Annotated in this window: 15 protein-coding genes; 4 read left to right on the plus strand and 11 right to left on the minus strand. The window is 70.2% G+C overall.

Annotated elements, in window-relative coordinates:
* Nucleotides 1-6: 6 nt before the first annotated feature.
* From ACFY01_RS24465 to ACFY01_RS24485, 5 genes are all read right to left on the minus strand, one after another.
* On the minus strand, nucleotides 7-315 hold the full coding sequence (locus tag ACFY01_RS24465) for a hypothetical protein (RefSeq protein WP_390737845.1): 309 nt from the start codon (nucleotides 313-315) through the stop codon (nucleotides 7-9).
* A gap of 177 nt (nucleotides 316-492) precedes the next feature.
* Nucleotides 493-2,130, minus strand: a complete 1,638-nt coding sequence (locus ACFY01_RS24470) for a multicopper oxidase family protein (RefSeq protein WP_390737846.1) — start codon at nucleotides 2,128-2,130, stop codon at nucleotides 493-495.
* Nucleotides 2,114-2,518 carry a hypothetical protein gene (locus tag ACFY01_RS24475; protein WP_390737847.1) on the minus strand — a complete coding sequence of 135 codons (405 nt, stop codon included), beginning with the start codon at nucleotides 2,516-2,518 and terminating at the stop codon, nucleotides 2,114-2,116. Before ACFY01_RS24475 ends, ACFY01_RS24470 begins: the two co-directional genes overlap by 17 nt.
* An 80-nt stretch (nucleotides 2,519-2,598) precedes the next feature.
* Complete coding sequence (locus ACFY01_RS24480; RefSeq protein ID WP_390737848.1) at nucleotides 2,599-3,162, minus strand: YceI family protein; 564 nt, start codon at nucleotides 3,160-3,162, stop codon at nucleotides 2,599-2,601.
* 54 nt (nucleotides 3,163-3,216) lie between these two features.
* Nucleotides 3,217-3,657, minus strand: a complete 441-nt coding sequence (locus ACFY01_RS24485) for a YybH family protein (protein ID WP_390737849.1) — start codon at nucleotides 3,655-3,657, stop codon at nucleotides 3,217-3,219.
* Between the two features lie 117 nt (nucleotides 3,658-3,774).
* Between ACFY01_RS24485 and ACFY01_RS24490 the strand changes: the two genes are divergently transcribed.
* From ACFY01_RS24490 to ACFY01_RS24500, 3 genes are all read left to right on the plus strand, one after another.
* The gene (locus tag ACFY01_RS24490; RefSeq protein WP_390737850.1) at nucleotides 3,775-4,698 is read left to right on the plus strand and encodes a LysR family transcriptional regulator; all 924 of its coding nucleotides are present in this window, start codon (nucleotides 3,775-3,777) and stop codon (nucleotides 4,696-4,698) included.
* Nucleotides 4,699-4,740: 42 nt separating this feature from the next.
* The gene (locus tag ACFY01_RS24495) at nucleotides 4,741-5,781 is read left to right on the plus strand and encodes a vWA domain-containing protein (RefSeq protein WP_390737851.1); all 1,041 of its coding nucleotides are present in this window, start codon (nucleotides 4,741-4,743) and stop codon (nucleotides 5,779-5,781) included.
* Between the two features lie 262 nt (nucleotides 5,782-6,043).
* Nucleotides 6,044-6,832 (plus strand): Fpg/Nei family DNA glycosylase, encoded by a 789-nt coding sequence (locus tag ACFY01_RS24500; protein ID WP_390737852.1) that lies wholly within the window; start codon nucleotides 6,044-6,046, stop codon nucleotides 6,830-6,832.
* Nucleotides 6,833-6,850: 18 nt separating this feature from the next.
* Here ACFY01_RS24500 and ACFY01_RS24505 read toward each other — a convergent pair whose 3' ends face one another.
* Nucleotides 6,851-7,969: a serine hydrolase domain-containing protein gene (locus ACFY01_RS24505; RefSeq protein WP_390737853.1), complete on the minus strand. Its 1,119-nt coding sequence runs from the start codon at nucleotides 7,967-7,969 to the stop codon at nucleotides 6,851-6,853.
* 128 nt (nucleotides 7,970-8,097) lie between these two features.
* Here ACFY01_RS24505 and ACFY01_RS24510 point away from each other — a divergent pair, with 128 nt between their 5' ends.
* Nucleotides 8,098-8,757, plus strand: coding sequence for a TetR/AcrR family transcriptional regulator (locus tag ACFY01_RS24510; protein WP_390737854.1), 660 nt, complete (start codon nucleotides 8,098-8,100; stop codon nucleotides 8,755-8,757).
* Nucleotides 8,758-8,803: 46 nt separating this feature from the next.
* Here the strand turns inward: ACFY01_RS24510 and ACFY01_RS24515 are convergent, their stop codons facing one another.
* Genes ACFY01_RS24515 through ACFY01_RS24535 form a run of 5 tightly spaced genes read right to left on the minus strand, consistent with a single transcriptional unit; the run spans nucleotide 8,804 to nucleotide 14,310 of the window.
* Nucleotides 8,804-10,699 (minus strand): SMI1/KNR4 family protein, encoded by a 1,896-nt coding sequence (locus ACFY01_RS24515; protein ID WP_390737855.1) that lies wholly within the window; start codon nucleotides 10,697-10,699, stop codon nucleotides 8,804-8,806.
* A complete protein-coding gene (locus ACFY01_RS24520) occupies nucleotides 10,696-11,913 on the minus strand; it encodes a GDSL-type esterase/lipase family protein (protein ID WP_390737856.1) in 1,218 nt (405 codons plus the stop codon). The genes ACFY01_RS24515 and ACFY01_RS24520 overlap by 4 nt, the downstream gene beginning before the upstream one ends.
* A 16-nt stretch (nucleotides 11,914-11,929) precedes the next feature.
* A complete protein-coding gene (locus tag ACFY01_RS24525; protein ID WP_390737857.1) occupies nucleotides 11,930-12,508 on the minus strand; it encodes a TetR/AcrR family transcriptional regulator in 579 nt (192 codons plus the stop codon).
* 48 nt (nucleotides 12,509-12,556) lie between these two features.
* On the minus strand, nucleotides 12,557-13,651 hold the full coding sequence (locus ACFY01_RS24530) for a sensor histidine kinase (protein ID WP_390737858.1): 1,095 nt from the start codon (nucleotides 13,649-13,651) through the stop codon (nucleotides 12,557-12,559).
* Entirely contained in the window at nucleotides 13,648-14,310 is a 663-nt protein-coding gene (locus tag ACFY01_RS24535) for a response regulator transcription factor (RefSeq protein ID WP_390737859.1), read from the minus strand. The genes ACFY01_RS24530 and ACFY01_RS24535 overlap by 4 nt, the downstream gene beginning before the upstream one ends.
* Between the last annotated feature and the right edge of the window lie 89 nt (nucleotides 14,311-14,399).

Here is a 14,399-nt window from a genome sequence, read left to right on the forward strand (position 1 = left end):
GCGGTCTCAGCCCGTGCGTGCGATCTCATCGAGCCGCGCGTCAAGTCCGGCCAGGTCGGGATGGTCCAGAAGGCCGGCCAGGGCGGTCTGCCGCATCTCGTCGACGAACGCGGCGGTGACCTCCTCCCGCGTCACACCGAGCATGTCGGCGAGACCCGCCGTCACCTTCGCGCCGAGGCCGTTGGACAAGGCCACCGCGGTGATCACCAGGAGCGACGCGTGCGTCTCACCGGCCTCGGTGTCGTAGCCGACCAGGCGGGCCTGGTCCAGCAGCCAGTGGGCGAACGCGCTCTTCGCGACCTCGTCCGGGGCCATGGGCATCTCCCTCCGCCGGCCGGGCCACAGCCCGGCAACTTCTGACGGTCTCCTCGACGCACCGAGCGACCTCACTCAGATACGTGCCAACCTCACCGCCCTGCTCAAGGCACTGAACAGATCGTCGTTCACTGTTCTGGAACGACATCGATCGCGGCGAGCAAGCGCTGGGGAGGGTCAGATGATCTCGAGGTTGGCCATCATTCCCATGTCCTCGTGTTCGGCGTTGTGGCAATGGAAGAGATAGCGGCCGCGGTAGCCGTCGAAGCGGGTGATGATCTCCGCCGATTCTCCCGGCCGGAGCGAGACGGTGTCCTTGAGGCCCGCGTCGTGCGGGAGCGGCTTCCTTCCGCTGCGCGACAGCACCCGGAACCCGACCAGGTGAAGGTGGACGGGGTGGTGGACGTCCGCGATCAGCCGCCACACCTCGACGTCGCCGAGCCGGGTGGTGACGTCGGAACGGGCGGGGTCGAACGGGAGCCCGCCGATCAGCCATCCGTGGCCGCCGTGCATGCGTCCGGCGCGGAAGGAGAAGTCGCGTATGCGCGTGGCGTCGGACCGGCGCCAGGTCGGCAGGTCGTAGGAGAGGTCGCGGGGTACGCGGCTGTGGTCGGTGGCCTTGCGTGCGACCTTGAAGGCCATGACATCGCGGGTGCGCCCGGAACCCAGCCGGTTGACGATCCTGACGCGGCCACCGACCGGGACGACCCCGAAGTCGACGACCACGTCGTACCGTTCGGCCGGGGCGATCGGCAGCGAGCGGTGGGTGACCGGCGTGGCGAGCAGGCCCTGGTCGGCGCCGACCTGGACGAGGTCGAGGCGGCGTCCGTCGTCGGTGACCGCTTCGAGGTCGTAGTGGCGGGCGTTGGAGGCGTTCAGCACGCGCAGGCGGTGGCGGACGGCGGTGACCTCGTGCACGGGCCACGGGGCACCGTTGACCAGGATCACGTCGCCGAGGACTCCGGCGAGGTATGCCTCCTCGACACCTGGCTGTTCGCGCAGGGTCGGGTCGAGGGAGGGGTAGTGCAGGTTGCCGTGGTCGTCGAACGCGCGGTCGGCGATCATCAGCGGCAGTTCACACGGCCCGGAGGGAAGCCCGAGCGAGTCCTCGGCGTCGTCGCGGACGATGTGCAGCCCGGCGAGGCCGCGCCAGATCGCGGGGGCGGTGAAGTCCATCCGGTGGTCGTGGTACCAGAGCAGCGTGGGCCGCTGGTCCATCGGGAACGAGTAGTCCCGCGTCAGCCTGGTCACTACGGCTCTCGGATCGCGCATCCCGAGTGCGCCCTGCATCCCCTGCGTGCCGCCCATGCCTCCCATGTCATGCGCGCCGTGCGTCATGTGGCTGGAGGGGTCCTGCCAGTTCCTCGGCAGGACGAGGTCGGTCGGGTAGCCGTCGGAGGTGGCCGGGGCCCGTCCGCCGTGCAGGTGCACGACGGACGGCACGGGCAGCTCGTTGTGATGCGTCACGGTGACCGGGCGGCCGCGGCGCGCCTCGATCGTCGGGCCTGGGAACGTTCCGCCGTAGGTCCACATCGGCGTCTTGACCCCGGGCAGGATCTCCAGGGGCGCCTCGCGCTGGGTGATCTCGTAGCGGTCGACGCCGCCCGAGGCGCTGACCGGCTTCAGGACGGACGGCAGCGGCAACGGCGCCTGGAACGCGGGCGGCAACGGCACACCGCTGCGCAACTGGCCACCGGTGGACGCCGGGTGGCGCGCCAGGCGCGCCGCGGTCGTGAGCGCGGTGACCGCCGTCAGCCCGAGCGCTCCGCCGATGCCGAGGACCCGGCGCCTGCCGATTTCACGAGTTTCGGACATTGACGTCCTCCTTGCGCGGCGCCGACGCCGTGTGCCGGGCCGGCGGCAGGTCGGGCTGCCGCCATACGGCGATGAACAGCACGGTGAGCGCGACGATGGTCAGCACGCCCAGGGGAAGGTGCAGCCACAGCGCTCCGTCCATACCGGCGAAGTACTGCACCGTCTCCGCCGCCACCAACGCCAGCGTGGCGGCGAACGGCCAAGCCCGGCGCAGCCGGGCCCAGATCACGATCGCCACGATCAACTGCACGTAGCCGATGGAGGTGACGACGTTGGCGCCGACCGCGTGCCGGCGCAGGGCGTCGTAGTCACCGCTCAGGTAGACGCCGGCGAACACGGGCTGACCGAAGACCGCGACGGTGTGCGCGCTGACGACCGTCCTCAACACCCACCCAGAGGACCGCTGCCGAGGTGCAGCATCGGATCGGTCCGCGGATATCGCCATCTCATGGGGCCTCTCGGGTGGTGTCACTTCTGGAGAGCGGCCTGGATCTCGAGGCTGATCGACACCTTGTCGCCGACCGCGACGCCACCGGCGTCCAGCGGGGTGCTGAGGTCGATGCCGAAGTCGCGCCGGTCGATCTCCGCGGTCGCGGAGAAGCCGGCCCGCTGCCCGCCCCACTGGTCCGAGCCGAACCCGTTCACCTCGACGGCCAGCGGTACCTGCCGTGTGACGCCGTGCAAGGTGAGCTCACCGTCGACGGCCCACCCGTCGCCGGTCCGGCGGATGCCGGTCGAGCGGTAGCTCATCGTCGGGTACTTCTCGACCTCGAGGTAGTCGGCGGTGCGAAGGTGGTTGTCGCGCATCTCGTTGCCGGTGTCGATGGACGCGAGGTCGATCGTCACGGCGACCGACGAGCCCAGCAGGTCCTCGGTCGTGGTGATCGTGACGTCGTAGGTGGTGAACCGGCCACGCGTCTTGCTGATCATGAGGTGCCGGACGGCGAAGGCGACCTCGGAGTGCACCGGGTCTGCCTTCCAAGTGCCGGCCAGGTAGCCGGGGATCTCGATCGTCGCGGGGACGGGGTTCATGTCTTCCTCCGTGGACGTGGTGTCGCGGCGACGCGGCGGGGGTGGGTGGTGGGATCAGGGTTCGAGGTCGACCACTCCTGTGCCGCTCAGGACGTCGAGCGGCACCGAGACCTGGTCGTGCACGATCAGCCACGTGCCGTCGATCTTCCGGAGGCAGTACGTGACCCTGACCCACATCCCCTTCGCCGCCGTCCCGTTCTTGAGCGTGCCGCTGAGACGGGCGAACGCGTGCCCGAAGGCCACTTCTTCGCCCACGGTGAGCGTCAGGTCGCGAACCTCATAGGTCACGCTCTCGAAGGAGGTGAACACGGGCGCCCAGTTCTTGAGCTTCGCCTCCACCCCCACGTGTTGCAGCGGCGGCTGTACGTCGAAGGACACGATGTCCGTTGCGTAAAGCCGCTTCAGGCCCTCGGGATCCTTGTTCTGGAGCCCTTCGACGATCTTGTCGATGTGCCGGCGGATCTTGGCTTCGTCTGCCTCGTGCTGCGTAGTCATCACTGTCCCAGCCCGTCCCTTCGCGGTGGAGTCCTGGCTCCTCACGAACTCGAAGCTATGACTTGGCTGTTATCTTGTCCAAGATAGATATTGCTATGGCGTTATGTATCCGGAGGCATGATGGAGCTGAACGCCCTCAAGCAGTTCCTGGTGGTGGCGCGCCTGGAGCACCTCAGCCGGGCCGCCGACGAGCTTCACATCGCCCAGCCGTCGCTGAGCCGGACCATCGCGCGGCTGGAGAGCGAACTGGGCGTGCCGCTGTTCGATCGAGGCGGCCGCCTCCGGCTGAACGACAGCGGCAAGCTCTTCCGCGACCACGTCGAACGTGCCCTGGGTGAGCTCGACGCGGGACGGCGCGCCGCCGCCGAGGCCGCCCGCGAAGGCCCGGGCGCCGTGAGGCTGGCGTCGGAGACCTTCCTCACCCTCAGCGGGCCGCTGGCGGCCTACAAACGCGCGCATCCCGCCGTCGAGATCGAGCTCCACTGGTCGCCGCCTGAGGACATGGCCCGCCGCCTGCGCGCCCAGGAAGTCGATTTCTGTGTCGCCTCGCAGCCGATCCATGCCGAAGGCCTGGAGTCGTTGCGGCTGTTCGACGAGGCGGTGGGGGTGGGCACGCCCCTCGATCACCCGCTGGCGGGCCGTACGTCGGTGACCGTCGACGAACTCGCCGACCAGCCCTTCGTCACCGCCCGCCAGGGACACTGGCTGCGCCGGCTGCTCGACCGGCTCTTCGCCGCACGGGACCTCACCCCGAAGATCGTCTGCGAAACCGACGAACACAGCGCCATCGCCGACCTGATCAGCGCGGGGCTGGGTGTCGGTCTCGTCCCCGCCTTCGCCCGTCGCAGCGTCACGCGCGCCCCCGTCGCCTGGATCCCCGTCGACAGTCCTGACTGCCGTCGCACCGTGACCCTCTATTGGGGCGCCGACAACCACCTGTCTGCCACCGCCCGGCTGATGCGCACCACGATCACGAACTGGGACTGGACCAGCCCGCACCACGGTCAGCCGGAGCCAAGATCGATTGTCAGTGGTGCGTGAGACGGTAGGAGCATCACGTCGCAAAGAGGGGGAGCCGCCGTCATGTCCGGAAACCAGAACTACATCAATCACGTCGCTCTCGTGCTGGATGCCAGTTCGTCCATGTCGCACCTGAGCCGCAAGGTCGTGGAGGTCGCCGACCAGCAGATCGCCTATCTGGCCCGCCGATCGAGGGAACTGGACCAGGAGACCCGCGTCACGGTGTACGTCTTCGCGGACCAGGTGGAGTGCGTCATCTACGACAAGGACGTGCTGCGGATGCCGTCACTGAAGCAGCTGTACCGGGTCGGTGGAATGACGGCTCTGCTGGCGGCCGCACTGAAGTCGCAGCGTGAGCTGGCGCAGACGGCTCAACTGTACGGCGACCACAGCTTCCTGACGTTCGTGCTCACCGACGGGCAGGAGAACGCAAGCCACCGCTGCCCGGACGCTCCGGCCCGCGATCCGCGTGAACTGGTCGCGGCCGTGGCCGAGATGACCGCGACACAGCAGGACAACTGGACGCTGGCCGTCCTCGTGCCGGACCAGATGGGCAAGCGCGAGGCCATGCAGTGCGGTTTCCCGAAGGACAACATCGCCATCTGGGACGCCACGAGCACCCAGGGCCTGGAGGAGGCCGGGCAGGTCATCCGGGAGGCCACCGAGAAGTTCATGGTGGGTCGCTCCCAGGGCATCCGGGGATCGCGGGCGGTGTTCTCCACGGGCGCTGAGGCGGTCAACAAGGAGACCATCAAGGCGGCCGGTCTCACCCCGGTGGATCCGGCACAGTACGAGCTGATCGCGGTGACCCGTGACGCGGCGATCCGGGACTGGGTCACCGAATGCGGGCACACCTACCGTACCGGTGGCGCGTTCTACCAGCTGAGCAAGTCGGAGAAGATACAGGCGCGGAAGCAGATCGCGGTGCTGGAGAAGAAGACGGACCGGGTGTACACGGGACCCGAGGCCCGAGCCCTGCTCGGCCTGCCGGACGCGGAAGCCCGCGTCAAGCCGGACCACAACGACGACTTCACGATCTTCGTGCAGAGCACCAGCGTGAACCGCAAACTCGTCCCCAACACGAGGCTACTGCTGATGCACTGACGCCCGGGAAATCCCCGTCGGGTCCGGGAGGCCTCCTCTCCCGGACCCCCGGGGCGGGCGGGGGCGCAACGGCGGGGGGAGCCTGTACACAGGAGACACCCGACTCGACGGGACACGAACATGGGACCTGCACGCAGGGACACTCGGGCGGCGGCCGCGGCCGGCGCACATCCGACCGGCCTCCCATGGCGCACGCAGCGTGCCCGCTCGCAGCGGCGGACGTCTCCCACAGGAACCGCTCTGATCCCGAGGGACCTCCGCCATGCCTGAACTGCCGGACGTCGAGGGTTTCCGCAAGGTGCTCGTCTCGTGCGCGAAGGGCAGGCGCATTCGGAGCGTCGACGTGCGGGACAAGGGGGTCCTGCACGGGGTGAGCGTACGGCAGCTGCGCGAGTCGATGGAGGGCCGGCGATTCACGGAGCCGGAGCGGCACGGCAAGTGGCTGCTCGCCCACACCGACGGGCCCACCCTCCTGCTGCACTTCGGCATGACCGGCCGACTGCTGTGCGCCCGCCCCGACGACGCGGTCGAGACCCACGACCGTGTCCTGTTCACCCTGAGCGGCGATCACCAGCTCCGCTACCGCGACCAGCGCAAACTCCAGGGCCTCTGGCTGGCCGACGACGATCCCGCCGTTGCCCGGCTGCTGGGCCGCCAGGGTCCCGACGCTCTGGCCGTGGACCGCGAGGAGTTCGAGAGCGCGCTCTCCTCACGTCGTGGCCACATCAAAACCGCGCTGACCGACCAGTCCGTCCTGGCCGGTCTCGGCAACCTGCTCGCCGACGAGATCCTGTGGCGCGCCGGGCTGCGTCCCAGCATCCGGGCCGACGTTCTGACGGAGACCGAGCGCCGACGCCTGTACACCCACATGCGGCGCACGCTGCGCTCCGCGGTCACCGCCGGCTGCGTCCCACCGCGCGACTCATGGCTGACCGGCCACCGCGACGATCCCGCCCCGAGCTGCCCCCGCTGCGGCGCACACCTGCGCCGCTCCCGTCTGGCCGGCCGCGGCACGGTGTGGTGCCCGCGGTGCCAGCCGGACGAGACCTGAGCCCTCGGGGAACGGTCGTCAGCCGTACATCGCCACGCGGTAGAGCGACGCGAGCGCCGCGTCGATGGGATGGGGCTGCGGCTGGCCGGAGGAGTCGAGCCTGTTCCACCTCTGCTGGTTGACGGCGACGGCCATCTGCCGCTTGCCGTCGGCACGGGTCATGGCCAGCGCTCCAGCACCCCAGACCGTGCCGCCGTGACCCCAGAAGGTGTCCTGACCGGGAGCCTCCACCGGGTGCAGGCCGAGGCCGTACTCGATCGTCTTTCCCTCCTGGGAGACGACCGGGACGGTGCGTCGCATCTGCGCCAGCGACGACGGGCTGACGATCTCACCGGTCAGCAGCAAGCGGAAGAAGCGGTTGAGGTCCGCGACGGTCGATATCAGCGAGGCCGCCGGCCCCACCCACGACATGTCGTAGACGCTGTAGTCGCGCGGCGGGTCGATCATGCCGAACCACGCCTCGTAGATCTGCGAGTGCGGCCCGCTGACGTCCGGTCCGGTGGGGAATTCCGTGTCCCGGAGCCCGGCGCGCTCGATGACGTTCCGGGTGATGCACCGCTCGGCCGTCGTGCCGGTCACCTGTTCCAGGAGTTCGCAGAGGAGCAGGTAGTTGGTGTTGGAGTACACCCCCGGAGTACCGCCCGGGGCGCCGACGGCAGGCGCGGTGACTCCCATCTCGATCAGTTCGGTGGGGTGGAACCGCGTGAGCCGGTTGTCGTCCAGGCTCTGGGGCCCGGTGTCCGCGAGGGCGGGGAACGCCTTGAGCGAGGGATAGGCACAGGGGAGGTACTCGGCGAGGCCGCTGGTGTGGTTGATCAGCATCCGGACCGTGATCGCGTCACCCCGTTCTCCGGGAACCAGCCTTGGAAGGTACCGGCCGATCGGCGTGTCGAGGCCGATCAGACCGCTCTCGACCTGCTGGAGAACCGCAGCGGCGGTGAAGGTCTTGGTGATGCTGCCGACGCGGTGGCGCATGTCGGCGGTGACAGGGCGGCCGGTGGCGACATCGGCGACCCCGGCGGCACCGCGCCAGACCTGGTCGCCGTCCCGCACCTCGGCGAACAGGCCCGGCATCCCGGCGCGGTGGACGTTCTCGATCGCGGCGTCCAGCTCCGCGGGATCAATTGGGTTCCTCACAGCATGCGTCCTTTCGTAGTTCTCGGGGCGAGCTCCACGCCTCTCGGCACATCCATGCCCTCATTATGCACGCGGTGCGTGCAACACCAAGTGCATAAGTTAGGCTGAGAACCGGCGAGAGGAGTGGGATGGCGGACCGAAGGCGCTGGTCGACCGAGGAGATCCTGGACGCGGCGGCGGAGCTGCTGCGCACGGGCGACGCCGAGTCGTTCAGCGTGCGCAGGCTTGCGGCGGCCCTGGGGACCGACTCCTCCAGCCTCTACCGGCATTTCCGCAGCAAGACAGAGCTGCTGCGGGCGGTCGCCGACCGGATCCTCGTGGCGGCCATGGACGGCTACCGCCCCGAGGGTGACTGGAAGCAGCGCATCACCGCCCTGGCCCTGCGCGTGAGAGAGGCCTTCGGTCAGCAGCCCCAGCTCGCCGCGGCCTGGGGACGCTATGCGTCCGGCGGCACCGGTTCCCGGCTGGTCATGGAAGAGGTGCTGCAAGCCCTGCGCGCGTCGGGACTGCCCGACGAGGAGATTCCGGCGCGCTACCACCGGATCGCGGTCCTCATCGCCGCATTGATCGCCTCCGAGGCCGGGGTCAGCACCATCACCCCCAAGGAGCACGAACAGGGCATGGAACTGTTCCGCGTCGCCGTGCTGGGCGCCGACCCCGAACGCTTCCCCGCCCTGGCCCACTTCGCCCGTGACCTGCGTCCCCTCGGGGCGGACCGCCGCGCCGCGTTCGAAGAGATCCTCGCCGCCCAACTCGCCCACATAGAGGCCGCGATCCGCCCGAGCTAGCCGTTCGGCGGGCCCGCCTTCCACCGGGATGCGGGCCCGCCCGGCTTCACGGCCGGGGCCGCGCGGAGCCGATGTAGGCGTAGGCGTACGTCTCGCCCGCGCGTGGTGCCCGGGTCCAGGACCGGGTGGTGAAAGTGCAGAGCCTGCCCCGGGTCAGCGCGAAGCGGGGCAGCGAGAGCCAGAGTTCGGTGTGCAGGGCCCGCAACACCCTCATCTCGCCGTCCAGTTCGGAGTCCTCCGGGTGAAACAACCGTGCGGGGTCCAGCGCCTCGGGTATCGCGCCGGAGCGCTGGATCTCCGTACCCCGCACGGTGAACGCGTACAGCTCCTCCCCCCGTTCGGCCACCGACAGGTGGAACGCGGCCGGGCGGCCCGCGAGCGACAAGCGCCTCGGATCGCGCCACACCACCACCGCGCGGCCTGATGAGGAGGCGGCCGCAGCGGGGGAAAGGAACCGATTGTTCAGGTGGTGGGAGTGGCCGTCGAAGGCGAAGGCCCACGCTTCGGCGGTGCGGCCGACAGCGACCACGGCCCGGTCCTCCCAGAGTTCCACGCCCTCCCGCTCGTGGGGCTTCGGCGCCCGCCAGGACGCCATGCGCGGATCCGTGGGTGCGCTCAGTTCGGCGCCTTCCTCGCCGATCAGTGCGGGCAGGCGGGCGGGGTCGGTCCCCTCGACCCAGACACAGCGGTAGCCGTCGTGCGGCTGCCCGTTCGCCGCGGGCTCCGCCAGCCAGGCGAGGCCCGGCGGGTCGAGATCGGGCACCGGCTCGGGAGCGGGCCCCCTCTCCCCCGCCCTCGGTGTCGCGAGGATTTCCCGCCCACGCTCCGGGGTGACCAGCGGACCCAGGACCGGATCGGCGAGCAGGCCGACCGGGGCGATCAGCGAGGGCCCGGGCGCCTCCCACAGCGGGAGCGCGTCCCGCAGTACCCGCCACGCGGCGTCGGTCGCCCCCCAGCGGGCCGACTCCCATGCCTCGGCGACGGCCCGGCCCCATGGACCGGGAGGCGCGTAGCGATGGGTGCCGTCCCGCATCGTCCTCAGTACGGCCTCGGCGGCCTCCCGGGCGGCCCCGCGGGCCGACATCATCCGGAGCCAGTGGTCGTCCCCGCCCGAGCGCCGGTCGCCGCGTGCCGGCTCCATGGCCTCCACGGGCAGGATCTCGGGCAGGTAGCGCGGGTCGGCCACCAGGTCGCCGTATCCCTGCGAGTTGTGCGGGGCCGGCAGATGCCGGAGTTGGTTCAGCAGTACGGTGCTCCGCGGCCGCCCGAAGGACCGCGCCTCCTCCAGCAGGGGCAGGGCCTCCTCGTACCGTCCGCGCAGGGCCAGCAGGCGAGCCGCCTCCACATCGGCGTCCCGGGCGCGCGTGGTCGCGTTCACGAAGTCGGGGCTTGCCGCCCGGTCGCCGTGGAAGCCGCGGTACATGGCCTCCATGTAGGCGCGGAACGACGAGTACCGGTCAGGCACTTCACCGCTCCAGCCCTTGTAGACGTAGAGCGCCCACTCGCCGTCCTGGTCGCTGTCGCCCGGGTCGAGCAGGGCGTACGACATGTCGGAGTCCGTCTCCAGCCGTAGCGACCGTTGCCACATCCCGGCCAGCAGGACGTCCTCCGAGCGCGAGTTGTCGTCCAGGTTCTGCTCGTACAGCGAGGTCATGTCGTACGGATCCCGGAACCAGTCGATGTCCGCGGCGCCGCCGAGCTGATAGATCCCGGCCGTCTGGTCCACGTGCCACCCGTCGCTCACGGCCAGGAACTCCCGGTACGACGGCGGCAGCCGCCGCCCCAGCCGCTCCTCGGCCGCGGCGGTCACCGCCTCGTCCGCCCCGGGCCTGCCCAGGGGCACGACGGCCTGACCGCCGCCCTCGCCCCCGTCCGCGCGCGGCACCCACTCCTCCTGCCAACGTCGCAGGAAGACGTGCCAGTTGAAGGAATCACCACTCATGGCCGGATGGTGTCATCCGGCACCGACAACGGCGCCTGCGCGGCCGGATGGGCGAAGGGGCCGCCGGAGCCGAACACGTACCGCACGAAGTTCTCGCCGATGCGGCGGTGTCCTTCGGGGTCGGGGTGGACCTCGTCGGGCAGCGGGTTCTCGGCGTAGTCGCTCTCGCCGTACAGGTCACGGCCGTCGAGGTAGTGAAGGTGCGGGTCGTCAGCGGCCCGCTGTGCGACGATCCGGGCGAGTTCGTCGCGGATGACGTTGAGCGTCAGGCGTCCGGTGGCGCGTTCGGCCGGATCACCCGTCGCCTTGAACCGCAGACCGCCCCCGTCGAAGTCGGGCGCGAGAGGGCCGGGCGTGTCTTCCTGGACGGGGCACAGGATGGGGGACACGACCAGCAGCGGTGTGGCCGGATGCCCCTCGCGGATGGTGTCGAGGAAGCCGTGGACCGCGGGGGTGAAGGCGCGCAGACGCATGACGTCGGCGTTGACGATGTTGATACCGATCTTGAGGCTGATCAGATCCGCGGGGGTGTGCCGTATGGCACGGGCGGTGAACGGGTCGAGCAGCGCGCTGCCGCCGAACCCCAGGTTGACCAGCTCCACGCCGCCCCGGACGGCTGCCAGGGCCGGCCAGACGGCGGTCGGGTGGGCGGCGTTGGAGCCGTGGCTGATGGAACTGCCGTGGTGCAGCCACACCCTGCGCCCGCGGTCCGGTGCCGGCTCGACGGGGGCGTCGGTGCGCAGGGCGATCAGCTCGGTGACCTCCGTGTGCGGAAGCCAGATCTCCACGTCCTTGTCACGCGCCGGAAGTCCGGTGAAGCGGGCGGTCCCGACGGGCCCCTCGCGCAGTTCGAAGGCCTGGGTGACCATGTCGGTGATCGTACGGACGTTACCGCCGGCCACCGTGGCCTGGGCCGCGAGACGGCCGTCGACCAGCAGGTCGTAGACGCCGTCCGCAGGGGCCGGGAAACCTCGGTAGACGCGTTTGGTGGGCAGCGTGTCCAGTTCGATGGTCGTGGCCCGGGTACGGAAGGCCAGCCGCACGCCGGACGGCTGAGCCTCCGCCATGGCCAGTTGCTCGTCGGGAATCTGCCGGCGCGCCGCAGCGGGCAGCCGGTGCGGGAGCAGGCCGTGGTCGGTCGCTTCCAGGTCGAGGAAACCGCGCAGGATGTCCGGGGTGACGGGTGTGGTGGTCCAGTGGTGCTCGGTGTTCATTGTCCCAGCCTGTTGATCAAGGTTTAGGGGTTGTGCTCCGGCTCCGCAGCAGAGCGTCGAGGGAATCCAGGGTCCAGAGCCAGGACTCCTGCGAGTCGACGGCGGTGTGACTGAAGCCTCCGGCCGCCTCCAGGCTGACGTAGCCGTGGAACACGCTGCCCAGCATCCGGACCGCGTGGGTCTGGTCCGGCTCCGTCAGGTCGTAGCCGCGCAGGATGGCACGCGTCATCTGTGCGTGCCGGACGCCGGCGCTGGCGGCCGCCGTCTCGGGGTCGAGCCTGAGCCGGGCGGCGTCGTACCGACCGGGGTGCTCACGGGCGTAGTCGCGGTAGGCGTCCGCGAAGGCGACCAGGGCGTCCTTGCCCGCACGCCCGGCGAGGGCGGCGGCGACCCGGTCGGCGAGTTCCTCCAGCGCGAACAGGGCGATCCTGGTCTTGAGGTCCTGCGAACTCTTCACGTGCGAGTACAGACTCGCGACCTTGACGTCGAACCGCCGGGCGAGCGCCGAGACGGTGACCTGGTCGAAGCCGACCTCGTCGGCGAGTTCCGCGCCCGCCCGGGTCAGGCGCTCCGGAGTCAGCCCTGCTCGAACCATAAACTTCCTCCCATCCGGCGACAACCATTATGAAGTTGCCTAATGCTTTTAGGCAACTCTGGGCAAGGAGAGTGGGAAGTCGACGGCGATGTGGAGACCTCCGCCCGGCCGTGGGTGCGCGGTGAGTGCGGCGCGGTGTGCGTGAGCGATGGCGGCGACGATGGCGAGTCCGAGGCCGTGTCCGTCGGTGTGGTCGGTGCGGTCGGTGCCGAGGCGCTGGAACGGTTGGAACAGGCGGTTGATCTCGGTCGGGGGGATCGGGGTGCCGGTGTTGCCGACCGTGAGGCGGCCGGGGGTGCTCGTCTCGATCTCGACGGTTCCGCCGGGGACGTTGTGCCGTAGGGCGTTGCCGACCAGGTTCGTGATCAGGCTGACGGCCAGACGCGGGTCGCCGGTCACCGTGGCCGGAGTCAGCGTGGTGTCGATGCGGATGCCACGGCGCTCGGCTTCCGCGTGGTGGTCCACGACGACTTTCCCGGCGAGTTCGGCGAGGTCGAACCGTTCCCAGTGGTCGATTCCCTGTTGGCCACCGGCCAGGGTGAGCAGCGCGTCGATCAGGTGTTCCTGTTGCCGACCCAGGTCCAGCAGTTCGTGGCAGGCCGACCGGAGCGTGTCGGCTGTGGCGCCGGGGTCGGCGAGGGCGAGTTGGAGCAGGGTCCGTTGCACCGTCAGCGGGGTGCGCAGCTCGTGGGAGGCGTTGGCGATGAACTGCCGCTGCGCGGTGAACGATTCGTGCAGCCGTTGCAGCAAGCCGTCCAGGGTGTCGGCGAGTTCGGTGAACTCCTGGTAGGCGGCCGGAACACGCAGGCGGTTGTCCAGGGTGTTGGCGGACATGGTGCGGGCGGAGCGGCTGATCACGCCGAGGGGACGCAGTGCCCGTCCGGCGATCAGCCAGCCGAGCGCGATCGACACGGCGGCGAGGACGACGAGTGCGACGGCGGAGTAACGCAGCACCTCGGAGAGGTTGCTGGTGGTGGCCGGTGCGGCGGGTTGTCCGGAAGCCGGCTTACGGGTGGTGTGGCTCCCGCTGAACAGCGGAAGGTCCACCACGGCCACCAGCACCACGCTGCACGCGAAGGCGAGCCCGGCGTGGAGCAGCGCGAGCCGGGTGCGCAGCCGGCGGCGTGGCGGGGGGCGGGTCACTGGTCACCGATCCGGTACCCGGCTTCGCGGACGGTGTGGATGACCGGCGGCCGGCCGAGTTTGGCGCGCAGCCGCCCGATCGTGGTTTTCACTGTGGTGGTGAAGGGGTCGGTCGCGTCGTCCCAGACTCGTTCGAGGAGTTCTTCGGTGGATACGACGCGGCCGGCCGCGGCGAGCAGGTGTTCCAGGACGGCGAACTCCTTCGGGCTGAGGTCCAGCCGCCGCCCGGCGCGCGATGCGACCCGGCGATTGGGGTCCAGGGTCAGGTCGCCGTCGTCCAGTACCGGGGGCAGTGCCGGTGTGCTGCGCCGTCCCAGCGCCCGGACGCGTGCCACCAGTTCGGCGAAGTCGAACGGCTTGGGCAGGTAGTCGTCGGCGCCCAGGCCGAGGCCCTCGACACGGTCGCGGACGGTGCCGGCCGCGGTGAGCATCAGGACGCGCGTGCCCGCCCCGCCGGCCACGATCCGGCGGCACACCTCGTCACCGTGGACCCGGGGCAGGTCGCGGTCCAGGACCACGACGTCATAGCGGGTGACGGCCATCTGTTCCAGCGCGGCGTGCCCGTCGAGGGCTGTGTCCACGGCCATCGCCTCGCGACGCAGACCGGCCGTGATCAGCTCGTTCAGCGTCCGGTGATCCTCGACCACCAGCACCCTCATGATTGTGACCACCCTTTCGGTACGGGCGCCTCCCGCGGCCCGGCGCCCACGATGCCAGCCCCCGGGTGACAACCCGGTGACAGCCGAAC

It is taken from the genome of Streptomyces sp. NPDC001480, assembly GCF_042894725.1.
Taxonomy (GTDB): Bacteria; Actinomycetota; Actinomycetes; order Streptomycetales; family Streptomycetaceae; genus Streptomyces.